Here is a 16,509-nt window from a genome sequence, read left to right as displayed (position 1 = left end):
TGGCGCCCTAGTCTTCGATCATGGATGATCCGAAAATAAGACATGCCATAATCAAGCTTCAGGCGATTAAAGCGGGCTTGGTATACAATCCGAGCAACTTCAGCAACTGGCAGCGTGTAGCTGAATGGGTATAACTAGTACTTTTGGAAGAATAGAACTTTGAAATTTATCTGTCATCCAGTCACTAAATCCGGAAAGTTTAGGGAGTCTTACCAGCCCATGCCCGAACATGCTCATGCCTGCTGATGTCGGGCCAGAAAAAAGCATATTGAAATGAGTTTGTAATATGTATAGAACGTTATGGTTATAATCTTCAACCATTCGATGTGCCTGCTGGTTTCGTTTGTAGCTCTGATTTTGCAGTTTAGGTAGCGGGAAGAATACAGTTTGTGTCCAGCCTCAGGTTTGAATCGAAGGCTGGAGTATAAGTTTTTAAAATTAGTTTAAGGATTATTTTATGATGGTAAGGCCGCCTTTAAAAGTCCTGTTGGTATATTCAATCAGGTAGTAGTATTGCCCGGCTGTAACGTCATCAGGGCACCAGTTTTGCCCCACCTCTCTTGTGAAATATACCTGTTTGCCCCATCGGTTATAGATAGCAACTTGCTTGAAAAAGTTTTCACAGTTGCCCAAAGGTAAGTTGTCAAGTACCAGGCAGTCGTTTTTACCATCGTTATTTGGAGTGATTACATTGGGAATTTCGGGCATCTCAAAACCATCTTCATCGATTACGGTTACAAGTACCGTAGTTGTATCGCTTGCTGCTCCACAGTTTTTATCCTGTGTTACGAAATCGATTGTAAAAACCTGCTGCTTTTCTCCCTGCATGATGGAGCACTCGGGCGACCATAAATACGGGCTGGTTAGCATTTGAGTTCCCGACTTGTTTTCAAAGCTCATTCCCATTTTTTGCATATCAAACCCACGACCCGAAGCTGTCAGGGTAATGTTATTGGTATCAGGATCAGTAGCGGTAACATCGAATTGAATGGAGCCGGATTTACCTATCGTATACGAAACAGCCACTTGTCCGAGGTTGGTGGACACGGAAGGCGGGTTGTTTGGTGATTCGTCAACGATGAAATAAATGGGTTTTGAAACTGGCAATGGGTTACCCTCGCAACGCATGTCTTCCAAAACAAAATCGACGATCAGTGTATCGCCTTTACGCGCATTACAGGGAGGTGTCCAGGTGAAATTTTGCTGAATCGCCTCTTTCCCGGTAACTGGCCGGAAAGTCATTCCCTGCGATGTCATGGAGAAGTCCTGGCCTCGGGCTGATAATTCGAGGTCATCTTTATCCTTATCTTTCCCAAAAACAGTGAAACTGACTGGTTTACCAACCGTGACATAAACATAATCTCCCGGCAATGATGTGGTGATTGCAGGAGGCGTATTCAGGCTGTTCTCGCGGCGGATGTAAATCGTCAAAGTGTCCATCAACGGCACCGGACAGCTGTTATCCTCAGCAATGAGTTCAATTCTTATCGGCCGATTGTCATAGGTAACGAAACATTCATCCAGGCATATATCGAAACGCATGGTGTCATTGGAAACAGTCGTTCTGAATTCTGCGGGTAGGAGGGTAAAATAGTCTTTTGAGTTGTTTACTGCTCTTCCCTGAACTCGGATTAAGTCATTAACGGTAGAATCCACGATCATGATTTCGAAGCAATTCGGATCATCTTTCTTCATCGTGATGATTTCATTTCCTGAATAAAAAGTACTTTTCCCTTTGGGCCGGAACAACAGGTTAGGAGATTCCATTTTGGGACAGTCGACCACTTTTAGCTGGAAGTCACGTGTGAGTGAGCCAATTTTTACTTTATTTCTATATTCGTCCACCTGAACCGTGAATACATAAAGCCCTGTACTTCCCGGGGTGACAGACAGTATGCCGGTTTTGTTGTTGACAGTCAGAGGTTTTGGTCCCGGAATAATGTTGGAAACCGAAATGCCGTCGATGAAATTGAGACGCGGATAACTGGAAGATCCTCGTCCCTGCGCACTGGGAACGTCTTTGGTCGAATACCCCTGCATAGGCGTTACGAGGCTGTAAACCAGACTGTCTCCATCGACATCTGTTCCTCCGAAATCGAAGGTAAAAGGAGAATTAACACATGCATAATCGCCCTGTATGGCCGGAAAAACCGGAGAGGAGTTACTGAATGCGGTGTTGTTACGTACCAGCGGAGGGAATTCGAGATAGAATAAACTTCCGGCATCTCCGGGATCTTTAATATTGGTAATGGTTCCATTCCGGCAGCATCGATCCCATATCATATAGTAGCCCTGTGGATCGTTGAAGTCATTGATATTGAGCATCACATCGGAGGCATAAGTAATCATATATGTCTCCAGGGATGAGATTCCGCAAGCCGGGTTGGTGTAATTCACCGATTTTCGTTCTATTTTTGGGGCCTGAAGATAGCCCATAGAAGCATTATCTCTTTTTCGGAATACGTAGATGACCGCCGTCGGGTCTTCCGCGCCGGGATTCCCATTGATCGCGTCGAAGTACATGGTAAGCCCCATTCGATAATTGTAGATGGAACCTTTGTTTTCGGTGATAAATAGCTGGCCGCCGACAATGTGTGTTGCGTTGGCTTGGAAAAAGGTAAACAGAATCAGAAATAAGAGTATAAACTTATTTTTCATGACCAGGAAAAGGAAGTAAAGATTGTCCGGATAAGTATTCGGTTAAGTATTATAAAAAAGAAATATGTCTAAGAATAACAAATATCAATACGTTGAAATTACGGATTTCGCGGCAGAAGGCAAATGTATATTTAAATCAGAAGACGGCGTAATTTTTGTAGAAGGAAATGTTGCTCCTGGTGACATAGTAGATCTCGAAGTTGTCCGGACCAAGAAAAAACTGAAAGAAGCTGTTGTTACCAAAGTTCATTCAAAATCTGCTTTAAGGACGGATCCATACTGTCTGCATCATCTGGTTTGCGGTGGGTGTAAATGGCAGCACATTGCTTACGAGCATCAACTGCGCTTTAAAAGACAACAGGTTGTTGACCATTTTGAACGCATTGGTAAAATTAAGGACGTTACCATCAATGAAATTGTTGCAGCACCGGCAACCGAATACTATCGTAACAAGCTCGAATTTACTTTTTCTAACTGGCGCTGGCTTACGAAGGAACAGATGGAGTCGGGGGAGCAGTTTACCAAACACGCCCTTGGCTTTCACGTACCTAAAAGATTTGATAAGATATTCACAGTTGATCATTGTCATTTACAGCCTGATCCGTCGAACACGATCAGAAATTCCCTTCACCATTTTGGGGAGTTGCATGGTATTCCTTATTACGATGTACGTTTTAATGTAGGCACACTCAGGAACGTAATTATCCGTACAGCCAATTCTGGTGATGTCATGGTAATTGTTCAGTTTGGTGAGCAAAATGATGAAGCTATTGAAAAAGTGATGGAGTATCTGCACAAAACGCATCGGGAGATTACGTCTTTGAATTACATTGTTAATCTCAAAGGAAATGATTCTTATCAGGATCAGGAAGTAATCCATTATGCAGGAGAGACAACGATCAGAGAAACGATGGAAGATCTAACCTTTCTGGTAGGACCTAAATCTTTTTATCAGACGAATTCAGCCCAGGCTTACACACTCTTCAACATTACCCGTGAATTTGCAGGGCTCACCGGCAACGAATCTGTCTACGATTTGTACACCGGAACAGGAACGATTGCAAATTTTGTGGCGCGGCGGGCAAAGAAAGTTGTGGGAGTGGAATATGTGGAAGCTGCCGTTGCGGATGCGAGAATCAATTCGCAGATTAATGGAATTACCAACACCTCGTTTTTTGCTGGTGATATGCGCCGCATCATGAACGAAGACTTTTTAAGAAAACACGGTCGCCCGGATGTGATTATTACAGATCCTCCGAGAGCAGGAATGGACCAGCCAGTGGTTGAAACTATTTTGAAAGCGGCGCCGGACCGAATCGTATATGTGAGCTGTAACACGGCTACACAGGCGCGAGACCTTGCACTGATGTCGGATGAGTATGAAGTTACAAAGGTGCAGCCGGTGGACATGTTTCCGAATACACATCATGTAGAAAATATAGCTCTTTTGGTGAAAAGGGCATAAAGGAGCGGGGCAAAGGAGGTGGGAAATATCCACATGCTCTTTGCCCCGTTCTCATTAAAAAGGAACGTCGTTATCAGGGCCTTTGTAGTCGAAATTACTCAGGTCGTTTGCACGGCTTCTTAAAGTGCCGCTTGCCGGAGGTGCTGAGGCACTTTCAAATGAAGCAATAGGATTACTGGTAACAATTGGCCTGTCCATGGCGTATGGCACAGGAGCAAACTGAGAATCTATATCTGCAAACTTTGTGTACTTGCCAATAAATCTTAATTGAATTGTATCAAGTGATCCTGCCCGGTTCTTAGCCAGGATTACTTCGCCGATACCTGCCACAGAGTTTCCCGCTTCGTCTTCTGTAATTCCGTAATATTCAGGACGGTAAAGGAAAATTACCATATCCGCATCCTGTTCAATAGACCCGGATTCACGTAAATCAGATAGTTGGGGCCTTTTCTCACCACCACGTGTTTCAACGGCGCGGCTTAGCTGGGACAGTGCGATTACAGGGACATCCAGCTCTTTTGCCAGATTTTTAAGTGATCTTGAAATCATTGCAATTTCCTGTTCACGGTTACCGGCTCCCTTTCCACCTGTGTCGCCAGTCATGAGCTGAAGATAGTCAATAACGATCATCTGAATGTCGTGCTGCGCTTTCAACCTTCGCGACTTTGCGCGTAATTCGAGAATGGAAAGGGCAGGAGTATCGTCAATAAATATGGGGGCATTGGTGAGCTTGTGGATCCTGTGGTGCAGCTGTTCCCACTCGTGAGGAGCAAGGCTACCCTTACGGATCTTTTCACTATCAATTTCAGCTTCTGCTGATATAAGACGATTCACCAGCTGAACTGAGGACATTTCCAGAGAAAATATAGCCACAGGCATGTTGAAATCAACTGCCGCATTACGCAGAGAGGAAACAACGAAGGCCGTTTTACCCATACCAGGACGGGCGGCCAGAATCATTAATTCTGTTTTCTGCCAACCGGAAGTGAGCCTGTCAAGTGCACTGAAGCCTGATGGCACTCCGGTGAGTCCGTCAGTATTATTCTTCTTCTGATCAAGTTCTTCTAATGCCTGACGCATTAAAGAACCCATATCGGAATAGTTTTTCTTGATATTGGATTCAGAAATTTGAAACAGGGATTGTTCTGTTTTGTCAAGCAGCCTGAAAACGTCTGTAGTGTCTTCAAATGCTTCTTTAAGTATCTCAGAAGATATTTTGATCAGCTCCCTTTTGATTGCAGCCTGAGAAATGATACGGGCATGGAATTCGATGTTGGCGGCAGAATTGACCTTTGAGGTCAGCTCCATGATGTAAGCGGCACCGCCTATAATTTCAAGTTCACCGGTACTTCTGAGTTTTGAAGTAACAGTCAGCATGTCGATCGGTTCAGAGTCAGCAAAAAGTGTGATAATTGCTGTGTAAATTCTCTGATGCGATTCTTTATAGAAACTATCCGGCTTAAGAATATCGGCAACGGCCGTGAGTGCATCTTTTTCTATCAGAAGTGCTCCCAGTATTGCTTCTTCCACCTCGATAGCCTGAGGCGGGAGTTTCCCAAAGGTTTGGTCTGTCCCGTTTGTGCGTGTCGAAGCTGGCTTACGGGCTGCAAATGCCTGTTTGGAGCCAGTTTTAGAATAGTTGTTTGCTGAATTGTTGTTTTCCATGTTATCACAAAATTAAGCATTGGAAGGCATGGAGAAAAGAAGTATTTTTTTTGAAAGGAAGAGAATTTGAGCAAATAAAGTGGGTGTACTGATACTGAATTAGTTGACAAATATTTGAATGGGATCGGGAGTCAAATTAAAACTTGTAAGAGATTCGATGAATCTTAATTTCGTAAATCTTGGTTATTATTACTAAATTTTAGAACATTTAATAAAACACTAAACCTACAATTCATTTGCTGGAAAAAATCATAACGCTCGAAGACGTTTCAATGGTCGATTTTCTTGGAATTCATAATTCTAACATCAAAGAAGTAGCGGCCGCTTTCCCGGAAAGTAAAATTATATCGAGGGGCAACGAGATCAGGATACAGGGTACTGCACCTGAAATAATGCGCATTACTGATGTTATGGATTCACTATTGGCCCATTATCAGAAATACGGAAAAATTACGAATGAAAATGTAAAGGTTTATCTGAATGGCTTGACATTGCCCGCTTCTTCCGGGAAAAAAAACGCGGAGGATGATGACGATGTGATCATTTATGGTAACAAAGGACTTGTGGTGAAGGCTAAAACGGCCAACCAGAAGTTACTTGTTGAACAGGCTGCTAAATATGATCTGGTGTTCGCTGTTGGCCCGGCAGGAACGGGTAAAACCTATACAGCCGTTGCCATAGCGGTGAGGGCATTGAAAAATAAAGAAGTAAGAAAAATTATAATAACCCGTCCGGCGGTGGAGGCAGGAGAAAATCTAGGATTTTTGCCTGGGGACCTGAAAGAAAAAATAGATCCGTATCTGCGTCCAATTTATGATGCGCTGGATGATATGATTGCTCCTGAAAAGTTGAAATTGTATCTGGAAAGCAGAGTAATTGAAATTGCTCCGCTAGCCTACATGCGTGGAAGAACGCTTAACAATGCGTTTATTTTGCTGGACGAGGCTCAGAATACGACTCCGATGCAGATGAAAATGTTCCTGACCCGGATGGGACCAAGTTCAAAGGCCATTATAACAGGAGACAAGTCACAAATAGATTTGCCAAAAAATCTGAGATCAGGTTTGATCGATTCCCTTGCTGTTTTGAAGGGAATCAAAGGAATCAGTTTTGTTGAGCTGGATGGATCCGATGTGGTGCGTCACCGCCTGGTAAGAGATATTTTGGCAGCTTATGAAAAATCGGAGCAGTAAATGGCTTTTTAAGTCAGTCATGCTTTTAATGCTCGCTATCACAGCAAATGCGCAGCGTTCGGATTCTGATCTGAAACGCTGCGCAACTGCTGAGCTTGATTCTATAAGAACAGGTCAAAACCCTGAGCTGCTGCTAAGGAGGCAGAAAGCTGAGGAGGTTATTCAGGAACACATACACCGGCATAATGCAAGAATCCGGACCTCGGCAGAAGCTGTTATTACAATACCTGTGGTGGTCCATATCGTACACAATCGTTCGGATAATCGCATTGGAGGCTTAGGTAACAGTAATATCTCGGAAGAACAGATACAAAGTCAAATCGATGTTCTTAATGAGGATTATTCAAACACCTCAGGCCGCAAAGGGTTCTACACTGATTCACTTTCGGTTGATACAGGGATTCGTTTCCGGCTCGCAGGAATTGTCAGAAATTCTACCCGACAGGAGAATTTTGATTACAGAACTGCTGATAAACAGCTCGCTGCATTATCGCCACCCTGGGCAACGAACCGATATCTGAATATCTGGGTCTGTAACTTTTCGAGCGAATATCTTGGCATGGCTCAGATGCCATCCATTGCCGAAGCCAACGGATCAACTCCTGGCCTGAGAGTGGGAGACGAGGAGGATTCTGATCCGCTGACCGATGGCGCAATTATTGACTGGCGATACTTTGGCAGGGACTTGTCTGGCGAAACAAGCGGAATATACAATTTGGGACGAACCACCACGCACGAAGTAGGTCACTGGCTGGGATTGTTACACATTTGGGGAAACAGAACTTGTGGTACCGATTATTGTGATGATACGCCCCGGGCGCGTGACAGGAATTTGAGTACCGACCTCAATTGTGAAGCTAAATATTCCAACTGCGACGGTCCGTTGTCCAGAGATATGATTGAAAATTACATGGATTATTCTCCTGATGCATGTATGAGTGTTTTTACCAACGATCAGAAAAACAGGATGCACGCAGTGCTGGCGGTAAGTCCAAGACGTGCTCAGCTGGTTGAACATATAGGACGAAGTGAATCCAATTTAGTAGTTGATCTTTATCCCAATCCTGTTGAAGGATATCTCAATACAAATATATACAGCCCCGGGTATGCTGGATTTGAAATCAGTGTATTTAATAATTCAGGGGTGGAAATGTTAAAAGGTGCTTACAATCAGACTTATATCAACGTGAAGAACTTTCCTGCCGGTGTTTATTTTTTAAAAGTAACTACCGACAAAGAAACTGTTACTAAACGTTTTTTGGTCCGATAAAATCTATGCTGCCGCGCGCGCCTTTTATTACTCTTGTACTGTTTTTCATTTCAGGAATTCTTTTTGGAGAATACCTCATGCCGAAGACCACCTGGACATTTCCGGTAGTAGCGGTATCATTGGCTCTGAGTGTTTTCGCCTCAGTTTGGTTTTACCTGATGCGTAAAAATGCTGTTGGTTACAGTGTTACAGTATTTTTTGTGCTCGCCGGAATGACCTCCTTCATGATACACGATCAAAATTTGCAGTATGATCTGGAAGTGGTGGATTTGAGTCAATGCGATGCCTATCAGGCTATTGTGAAATCATTGCCTGAGAAACGCACAAAAACAATTCGACTGGAAATTGCCATACAAAAATTTCGGTTTCAGGGAATCTGGAAAAATCATCAGGTAAAAGCCCTGGTTAGCATTCCGCTTGATGCCGATGCCATTCCTGAGCCGGGACAGATGCTCACCGTTTCAGGGGCTCCCGAGCGTCCTATGTTTCCTCTGAATCCTGACGAATTTGATTACAGGAGGTATTTATGGAACAAGGGGATTGTGTGGACCGACTACCTTTCAGAAGGATCCTATCACATTTCAAAAGAGGAAAATCATTCCTCAGGCATAGCCATCTGGACCACAGCCGTATCTCAGTGGGCAGATAAGACTTTCAGAAAGCACATTCAGGACGATGCGTCTTACGGTCTTGTGAAGGCAATGTTACTTGGCAGGAGGGACGACCTTCGTGCTGATCAGGTCGACGACTATACCACCTCCGGAACCGTTCATATTTTGTCGGTATCAGGGATGCATGTCGCCATAATTTTCATGGTTCTGTCTAAAATATTGGGTTGGCTGAAAAGACTTAGAGGTGGTAGGTTCCTTTACCTCATTATTTTAACCACCTTGTTGTCATTTTATGCCCTCGTTACTGGTTTGCCGCCGTCAGTACAAAGAGCTACTGCCATGTGTATTGTTTTTATCATTGCGGAGACTTTTGGCCGTAAACAAATGTCGGTCAATACACTGGCTATATCCGCCCTGTTCATTCTGGCTGTTGATCCGCACGCCTTGTTCGATCTGGGTTTCCAGCTCTCATTTTTAGCAATGATGGGTATTTTCCTGCTGTATCGGCCTCTGGAAGGTATTTGGCAGCCATCGAATTTTGCGCTGAAATATATCTGGCAAATTACTGCACTTTCGTTCGCAGCTCAATTGGCAACATTTCCTTTAAGTTTATATTACTTTCATCAGTTCCCATTCTATTTCTGGCTGGTGAATCCATTCGTGATCTTTTTCACCAACATACTTCTGCCGGCTTCTATGGTGATGCTCCTTACCAGCGTAATTCCGGTTATATGGTTGCAAAATATTTCCGACGGTATTGTTCAATGGTCGGCGTATTTAACAAACATTTCTGTTGCGATACCTAAGTTGATGCCAGGTTATCTGGTCCATAATCTATACCTGGATGTAGTGGAGGTTTGCTTACTGTATGCTTTTATGTTTGGACTTTGGTATGCTTACCAAAGTAGAACATTCCGTACGATTCGCTTGTCAGTTGCTTTGGGAGTAATGTTTGTCTTTTATGGATTGTCTCAAAGTTTGCAACTTTACTATTCACCTCGGGCCATGATCCACGCTGTGCCGAAGCATTCTGTTATCAGTTTTAAAGAAGGTGATAAGTTGTTCATCGTAAGCGACTCGTCATTTGTGTCGGATCCGGATGCGTATAATTTCAGAATAAAAAATTATGCGGTAAGCCAGGGTGTTCTCGAAACCGTTTATCTGGCAGGAGGGAAGCATTATAGCGGGAAGGAATTTTCTATGCGTGCAGTCGCTGGGGGCGAAATGATTGCCTGGAACGGGAAAGTTTTAAGGCGCGGTTTTCAGGTCTCAGCAGCACTAGATTATGCACTGATATCAGAAGGGAATCCTCCTGAACAGCCGCCGCTTTCTACCAACACAACTTTCCTTCTCGGAGGAGAAATCAAGGGCGGAAAATCTGTTAAATGGGAGAATTACCTCTTAGCGCACCATCAGCCGTACCACGATCTGAAAAAGGGTGCGTTGTTATTGCGTTGAGTATATTTTAGCCAGCTCCGATGTAATCTTGCGGTCCCAGGCTGCCTGGGCTCCTGCATTTAGTCCATGGCCGGTTTCTCCATCATAAGCTTCCTGTTCCCGGTTCATTTCACGGAAGGTTTCGATAAACTGATATTGAATTTCACTGTCAAAATCTTCAATGGTAAGTTCTGCCTTTTCCAGATTTTGCTTAAACCGTTCAACTACAATTCTTGTAACATCGAAATGAAGCTGTTCGTGTCGTAAAGTGCTTGCTGTCCGGGATTCCGCACGACCCCAGGACATGCTTTTTACCATAAATATTTTGAGACCAACCTCTACCACAAGATCATCACCCTTTGGATAGGAACGACCTTCGTATGCAAAACTTGTAAAAACCGCGGCGGCGTACCTGCTTCCGGGTTTTCTGTTCTGTCCTTTAAAATCAGCCCATATCAAAGGCCTTTTCGGATCGTAGAAAACGGTGTCCTGCTGATTGCTACCCCTTGTTTCTTTGAAGACAAGTATCAGATTCCTGGCCAGCGATGGCACTTTACCTTTGTTGTTGGTCATCCACGTGTTAAAATGTATGATTGCCTGGTTGAGAATCTGTTCGGAGATTTTTTCGTAAGCCTGATCTGTTTCCGGCCTTGTGTAATTAGCGGTGGTCTGGAAATTGGTAAGTTCCACAGGCTGCATATTGCGATACCACCTGAATGTCACACTCAGGCTCATTTCGCCGGTAATCCTGTTTGAGCCGGTCTTCTTTTCACTTATCCTGAAATCCTTCACAGTGATATACAGAGGAAGATAGGTTTCATTATTTTTAGGTGCGGCAAATGACCAGTACGATAGCAGACTTCTTTCCGCAGGCGATGACAGAGCAAGGTTTACCTCCCGACCGGCACTTACCACCCTTCCAATAGAAGCGCCTGGTTCCTTTCGTTTGTCCTCGACCTCCTGCACAAAGAATTTGTAGGATTTTAACAGCGACGGAGCTGGTTTTGGAAGATTTAAAATAATTCTGGCTGGTTGGGAATGGACATACCCGTAACTCAACATTAGAATCAGGAATACCAGCTTACTTTTCATTTTATATGTTAATGTATATTGAATCCAAACCGTCCTTTTTCTAAGTTTGTACCTAATTTTCAGGACAACATCGTAATGACATTACCTACAACGAATTTAAAGCCGGAATTTGATGACATCTTCATGGAATTGGCAAAAAATCTGGCTCAGCGTTCACATTGCATTAAAGCGCAGGTAGGAGCAGTGCTTACCAAGGATACAAGGATCATATCAATTGGTTACAACGGCCCACCGGCAGGAACTCATAATTGCGATGAGGAGTTCCCCGAACACGGTTGTCCCCGGGATGCCAAAGGAAGTTGTTCATTAGCACTGCATGCAGAGCAAAATGCTATTCTTTTTGCAGTAAAAAATGGTTCGAATATAGAGGGTTCAACTTTGTTTGTCACACTGGCACCATGTATTTCATGCGCAAGGGTGATTTATACAATGAAAATAAAAAAAGTAATATTTCTTAATTCCTATGCAGCTTATAAAGGAATTGCAGTGGAAGAAGGAGTAGAATTCCTGAAACGATTTGGCGTTGAGGTAGAGCAGTATAAGGTTGCGGGGTTATGAAGTCAAGAAGTTAAAAGTAGGTAGGAAGGTAGATGTAGTTAAGAAGGTAAAGTCCCTTGTTGGATCTTGATTTCGAGCAGAAATTTCACATTCACGCTCTGAGCGCCAGGTAACTTCTATAACTTCTTAACTACTTTAACTCTAAATTTTTAGTGATGATGCACGCCACCTTCTCCGTGAACGTGACCGTGGCTTATCTCTTCTGCCGTTGCAGCTCTGATGGAAAGTATCTGACCCTCAAAATGCATTTCCTTACCGGCAAGGGGATGATTGAAATTCATGATTACAACATCGTCTTTTACCTCAACGACCTGTCCGTGCATACGTTCACCATCTTCGTTGGTCATTGGTATAATGTTTCCAACCTGCAATAATTCAGACTGATCAACGTCTTCCATCTGAAAAACTTCTTTTGGAAGATCAACAACCGCCTCCGGATCGTATTCGCCATAGCCATCCTCAGCGCCGACAGTAAAGTCGAAAGTATCGCCAACAACAAGCCCTTCAATTTGATTTTCAAATCCTTCGGGAAGACCGCTGATGCCCTGGATGAAATACATCGGATCCTGTTCCGTTACTACTTCCACCACGTCCATTTCGCCGTCCGTATCCGGAATGCGCAGACTATATGTTAACGCTACTACGTTATTTTTTTCGACTTTCATTTGCTTGTCTGGTTAAAATATTGATTGTTGTAAAATAATTGTTCCCGGAGGTCGTCCTGAAACCATTAAAGAAGCAAACGTACGGCAATTTTGCCAAAATGTCAGACTTATGAATTTTTTAGCACACTTATTGCTTTCTGGAAACAAGGATGGAGTTGTGATGGGAAACTTTGTCGGAGACTTCGTAAAAGGGCGGCTTACTGATGACAAGACCCAAAACTGGAATCCGGATTATGTGATCGGCCTTAAACTACATAGATTCATTGATTCATATACGGATACGCACCCGGTGGTACGGGAAGCCAAGAAAAAAGTGGCGGAACAACATGGAAGATTATCCGGAATTATCATTGATATTTATTTTGATTACTTTTTAGCTAAATTTTTTCCTGACTTTTGTACTGAAACGCTTTGGGAATATTCGCACAGAATGTATTCAATGATCGAAAAAAACGACTATCTGGTTCCTGAAAGCATGGTTCCTATGGCCAGGGCCATGATCCGGCAGGATTGGCTTAATAGTTACAATACCTTTGAAGGTATTGCGCTGACTTTTCACAGAATGTCTCGGAGAACAGGTTTTATGGAACCGATTTACAACGCTACTGACGAATTAAGGAGAAACGAAGTATTTTATGAAGAAAAATTCAGGATCTTCTTTCCCGAATTGAAAAGAGAAAGCGACAGGTTCGTTCGGGAAAATGAATGAATTAAGGCGATTTGATATAAAGAATTAATAAAATAGAGATTTACCATGGCGCAGACGCCTGACGTTGTATTAAAAGAGATAAAAGCAAAAAAGTACAAACCCCTGTATTTTCTTCACGGGGACGAATCCTTCCACATCGAAACCATTGCCGAAGAACTGGAAAAACGCATTGTACCGGAATCGGAAAAAGGGTTTAATCAGTTTGTATTGTACGGGAAAGATACTGACGTTGCCGGCGTGCTCAGTTATGCCAGGAGGTACCCGTTTATGGCTGAACGTCAGCTTGTACTGGTAAAGGATGCGAACAAACTTGGAGGTATTGAACAGAAAGAACAACAGGCACGACTGGAAGATTATGCTTTAAATCCGCTTTCAAGTACGGTGCTTGTGCTTTGCTATCAGGCCAATGCAGACGAGCGCAAGTCTTTCATCAAGGCTTTCAACACGCATGGAAGTGTTGTTCAGTCCAAGAAAATGTACGACAATAAGTTACCGGAATGGGTATCCGCATTTTGTCAGGCGGAGGGAGTTAAAATAAGTCCGAAAGCGGTTCAGATGATCGTTGACAATATTGGCAATGACCTGAAAAGGCTGACAAACGAGATCAGAAAAATCATGGTTAATTTGAAACCTGATCAGGGAATCGATGCAGAAGCGGTGGAGAGGTTTGTGGGAATAAGTAAAGAATACAATGTATTTGAATTTCAAAAAGCACTGGCAACCCGGGATGTACTGAAAGCAAATAAAATCGCATCTTATTTTTCAGCAAATTCGAAAGACAATCCTTTGGCTCCGATACTGATCATCTTGTACAACTTTTATTCCAAAGTGCTTTTGTATCACGCCAGCAAGGATAAGTCGGAAAAGGGCATAGCAAGCGAGCTGGGAATAAACCCTTTTTTTGTTAAAGATTATGCCGCTGCTGCCCGGAGTTATCCCATAGGAAAAGCTGCTATGGTAATACATTATCTGAGAGAAGCGGACAGCCGTATGAAAGGGCTCGATGGCGTTTCTGTTCCGGAAGGAGAATTGCTTAAAGAGCTGGTTTTTAAGATAGTACATTAGCTCATTGCAATTTGCTATGAGCTAATGGCACTCAGGCCAGGACAGAATCGTCTTTTCGCTCTCCAATTTGCTGGCGCCACATTGCGTAGTACAATCCTTTTTCGCCTATGAGCGACGTGTGGCTGCCCGTTTCTACAATTTTGCCTTTCTCCAATACGTATATCCGGTCTGCATGCATAATCGTTGATAACCGGTGGGCAATCATTACAGTAATATGCTGACGCTGATCCGTTATCGTTCTAATCGTGTTTGATATCTCTTCCTCAGTAAGTGAGTCCAATGCAGACGTTGCTTCATCGAAGATCATCAGATTCGGGTTTCGGAGCAACGCACGTGCGATAGACAAACGTTGACGTTCACCTCCCGACAGTTTAAGTCCGCCCTCACCAATGACCGTTTCAATACCATTTTCAGCTCGGGATAAAAGATTATAGCAAGCTGATTTCTGCAATACGTCTGTAATCAGTTCGTCCGTAGCGGCAGGGTTTACGAATAGTAAATTTTCTTTGATCGTTCCAGAAAACAATTGCGTATCCTGCGTAACAAAGCCGATTTTATGACGCATTTCGTCAAAATCAATTTTGCTTCCATCTATATCGTTGTAATACACCGCTCCATTATTGGGGTGATACAAACCTACAAGTAACTTCACCAACGTTGTTTTGCCAGAACCTGACGGTCCCACAAATGCGATCGTCTCACCACGGTTTACGTTAAACGAAATATCTTCCAAAGCAGGTCGGGTTGCAGACTGATGTTGAAAACGGGCATGTTCGAATCGCAAGGACTTGATTTCCTGTATAATTTCCGGGTTGGTCGGTTTGTGTTCCACAGGTCGTGCAAGAAGTGTTTGCAGGTTGCCCAGCGACGCTTCTGCTTCTCTATATGACAAAATCACGTTGCCTAATTCCTGTAAAGGTCCAAAAATGAAAAACGAATAAAACTGCATCATCATCATTTGACCAACGGTAATCTGATCGCGGAAAACAAAAAACAAGAGTGCAAACATGATACACTGTTGAAGGAAATTCACGAAAGTCCCCTGTATAAAACTGATAGAGCGAATGCTTTTGACCTTTTTCAGTTCCAATTTAAGAATCTTAAAAGTGGTCGTATTCAGTCTTGATATTTCTTGCGAAGTAAGCCCAAGGCTTTTAATCAGCTCAATATTTCGAAGAGATTCGGTGGTGGAGCCGGCAAGGGCCGTTGTTTCATTGATAATGTTTTTCTGAATGCTTTTGATTTTTCGGCTCAAAACACTAGTAAGGAAGGCTAGAACAACAGATCCAACCAAATAAATAAGCGGAAGCATGGGGCTGAGCTTAAAAGCAACTACAACCACAAACACAATACCGACCAGTGTCGCAAAAAGTACGTTTACGAAGTTGGTTATAAACTTTTCACAATCTGCGCGCACCTTTTGTAATACCGAAAGTGTTTCGCCGCTCCTTTGATCTTCGAAATCCTGGAAAGGCAACCGTAGCGCATGTTTGAGACCATCGGTATAAAGGTTTGCACCGAATTTTTGAATAACCACATTCACTACATAATCCTGAAACGCCTTTGCAATGCGCGAAACCATTGCTGTGCCAATGATAAGAAGCAATCCAATGAGAATTCCTTTATAAAATTCATTGTCACGCCCGTTGTCTCGGAAATACTTCGCTTTGTTTGCGAAAGGGTCAATAAGGTAATTCCCGAGTATGTAAGGATTGAGCAGCGAAAAAATCTGATTGATGGCCGCAAGTACCAGGGCAAGAAGAATTAGTGCCTTGTAGCGGCTCAGGTAATGTATTAATAATTTCATGTTGTGGTGATGAGTGAAGATTTCGCATGGAAACCTGCTATTGGTGTTAAACCGAAAGTTTTGAAATTTAATTCTTTGAGCCAACAAAAAAAGGCACTCGGTGTGAGCGCCTTTTAAAATGTAGCGGGGAGCAGAATCGAACTGCCGACCTTAGGGTTATGAATCCTACGCTCTAACCATCTGAGCTACCCCGCCGTAATTGTGGTGCAAAAGTATGTTAAAAATATTTCTTGTGCAATCTCTTTTGCTAAATTGCGATGAAAAAAAATATTTGGGTAAAAAGCAGAGACAATATTGCTGCTTTTTATAACTGA

Annotated in this window: 12 protein-coding genes and 1 tRNA gene; 7 read left to right on the top strand and 6 right to left on the bottom strand. The window is 43.2% G+C overall.

The window, feature by feature from the left end:
- Window positions 1–450: 450 nt before the first annotated feature.
- Complete coding sequence (locus tag LZG71_RS03070) at window positions 451–2,658, bottom strand: gliding motility-associated C-terminal domain-containing protein (protein ID WP_233816864.1); 2,208 nt, start codon at window positions 2,656–2,658, stop codon at window positions 451–453.
- 64 nt (window positions 2,659–2,722) lie between these two features.
- On the opposite strand from LZG71_RS03070, the gene rlmD reads away from it, so the two are divergent.
- The gene (rlmD, locus tag LZG71_RS03065; RefSeq protein ID WP_233816862.1) at window positions 2,723–4,123 is read left to right on the top strand and encodes a 23S rRNA (uracil(1939)-C(5))-methyltransferase RlmD; all 1,401 of its coding nucleotides are present in this window, start codon (window positions 2,723–2,725) and stop codon (window positions 4,121–4,123) included.
- 54 nt (window positions 4,124–4,177) lie between these two features.
- Here rlmD and dnaB read toward each other — a convergent pair whose 3' ends face one another.
- A complete protein-coding gene (dnaB, locus tag LZG71_RS03060; RefSeq protein WP_233816860.1) occupies window positions 4,178–5,788 on the bottom strand; it encodes a replicative DNA helicase in 1,611 nt (536 codons plus the stop codon).
- 236 nt (window positions 5,789–6,024) lie between these two features.
- Here dnaB and LZG71_RS03055 point away from each other — a divergent pair, with 236 nt between their 5' ends.
- The 3 genes from LZG71_RS03055 to LZG71_RS03045 are packed head-to-tail and all read left to right on the top strand — an operon-like array spanning window position 6,025 to window position 10,320.
- A complete protein-coding gene (locus tag LZG71_RS03055) occupies window positions 6,025–6,981 on the top strand; it encodes a PhoH family protein (RefSeq protein WP_233816859.1) in 957 nt (318 codons plus the stop codon).
- Window positions 6,982–7,009: 28 nt separating this feature from the next.
- Window positions 7,010–8,251: a M43 family zinc metalloprotease gene (locus LZG71_RS03050; RefSeq protein ID WP_233816857.1), complete on the top strand. Its 1,242-nt coding sequence runs from the start codon at window positions 7,010–7,012 to the stop codon at window positions 8,249–8,251.
- Between the two features lie 5 nt (window positions 8,252–8,256).
- Window positions 8,257–10,320 (top strand): ComEC/Rec2 family competence protein, encoded by a 2,064-nt coding sequence (locus LZG71_RS03045; protein ID WP_233816855.1) that lies wholly within the window; start codon window positions 8,257–8,259, stop codon window positions 10,318–10,320.
- Here the strand turns inward: LZG71_RS03045 and LZG71_RS03040 are convergent.
- Window positions 10,309–11,391 (bottom strand): hypothetical protein, encoded by a 1,083-nt coding sequence (locus LZG71_RS03040; protein WP_233816853.1) that lies wholly within the window; start codon window positions 11,389–11,391, stop codon window positions 10,309–10,311. The two genes, LZG71_RS03045 and LZG71_RS03040, sit on opposite strands and share 12 nt — an antisense overlap.
- A gap of 75 nt (window positions 11,392–11,466) precedes the next feature.
- On the opposite strand from LZG71_RS03040, the gene LZG71_RS03035 reads away from it, so the two are divergent.
- Window positions 11,467–11,949 (top strand): dCMP deaminase family protein, encoded by a 483-nt coding sequence (locus LZG71_RS03035; protein WP_233816852.1) that lies wholly within the window; start codon window positions 11,467–11,469, stop codon window positions 11,947–11,949.
- Window positions 11,950–12,098: 149 nt separating this feature from the next.
- Here the strand turns inward: LZG71_RS03035 and LZG71_RS03030 are convergent, their stop codons facing one another.
- Window positions 12,099–12,614: a peptidylprolyl isomerase gene (locus tag LZG71_RS03030; protein ID WP_233816849.1), complete on the bottom strand. Its 516-nt coding sequence runs from the start codon at window positions 12,612–12,614 to the stop codon at window positions 12,099–12,101.
- Window positions 12,615–12,723: 109 nt separating this feature from the next.
- On the opposite strand from LZG71_RS03030, the gene LZG71_RS03025 reads away from it, so the two are divergent.
- Window positions 12,724–13,323 (top strand): ACP phosphodiesterase, encoded by a 600-nt coding sequence (locus tag LZG71_RS03025; protein ID WP_233816847.1) that lies wholly within the window; start codon window positions 12,724–12,726, stop codon window positions 13,321–13,323.
- A 45-nt stretch (window positions 13,324–13,368) separates the two neighbouring features.
- A complete protein-coding gene (gene holA, locus LZG71_RS03020) occupies window positions 13,369–14,388 on the top strand; it encodes a DNA polymerase III subunit delta (protein WP_233816845.1) in 1,020 nt (339 codons plus the stop codon).
- Between the two features lie 31 nt (window positions 14,389–14,419).
- On the opposite strand, the gene LZG71_RS03015 is transcribed toward holA, so the two are convergent.
- A complete protein-coding gene (locus LZG71_RS03015) occupies window positions 14,420–16,195 on the bottom strand; it encodes an ABC transporter ATP-binding protein (RefSeq protein ID WP_233816843.1) in 1,776 nt (591 codons plus the stop codon).
- A 121-nt stretch (window positions 16,196–16,316) separates the two neighbouring features.
- Window positions 16,317–16,390 (bottom strand) — tRNA-Met (locus tag LZG71_RS03010).
- Between the last annotated feature and the right edge of the window lie 119 nt (window positions 16,391–16,509).

The sequence above is a fragment of the Dyadobacter sp. CY312 genome, from assembly GCF_021390535.1.
Lineage (GTDB): Bacteria > Bacteroidota > Bacteroidia > Cytophagales > Spirosomataceae > Dyadobacter.
This window is presented reverse-complemented; position numbering and strand designations above follow the sequence as displayed.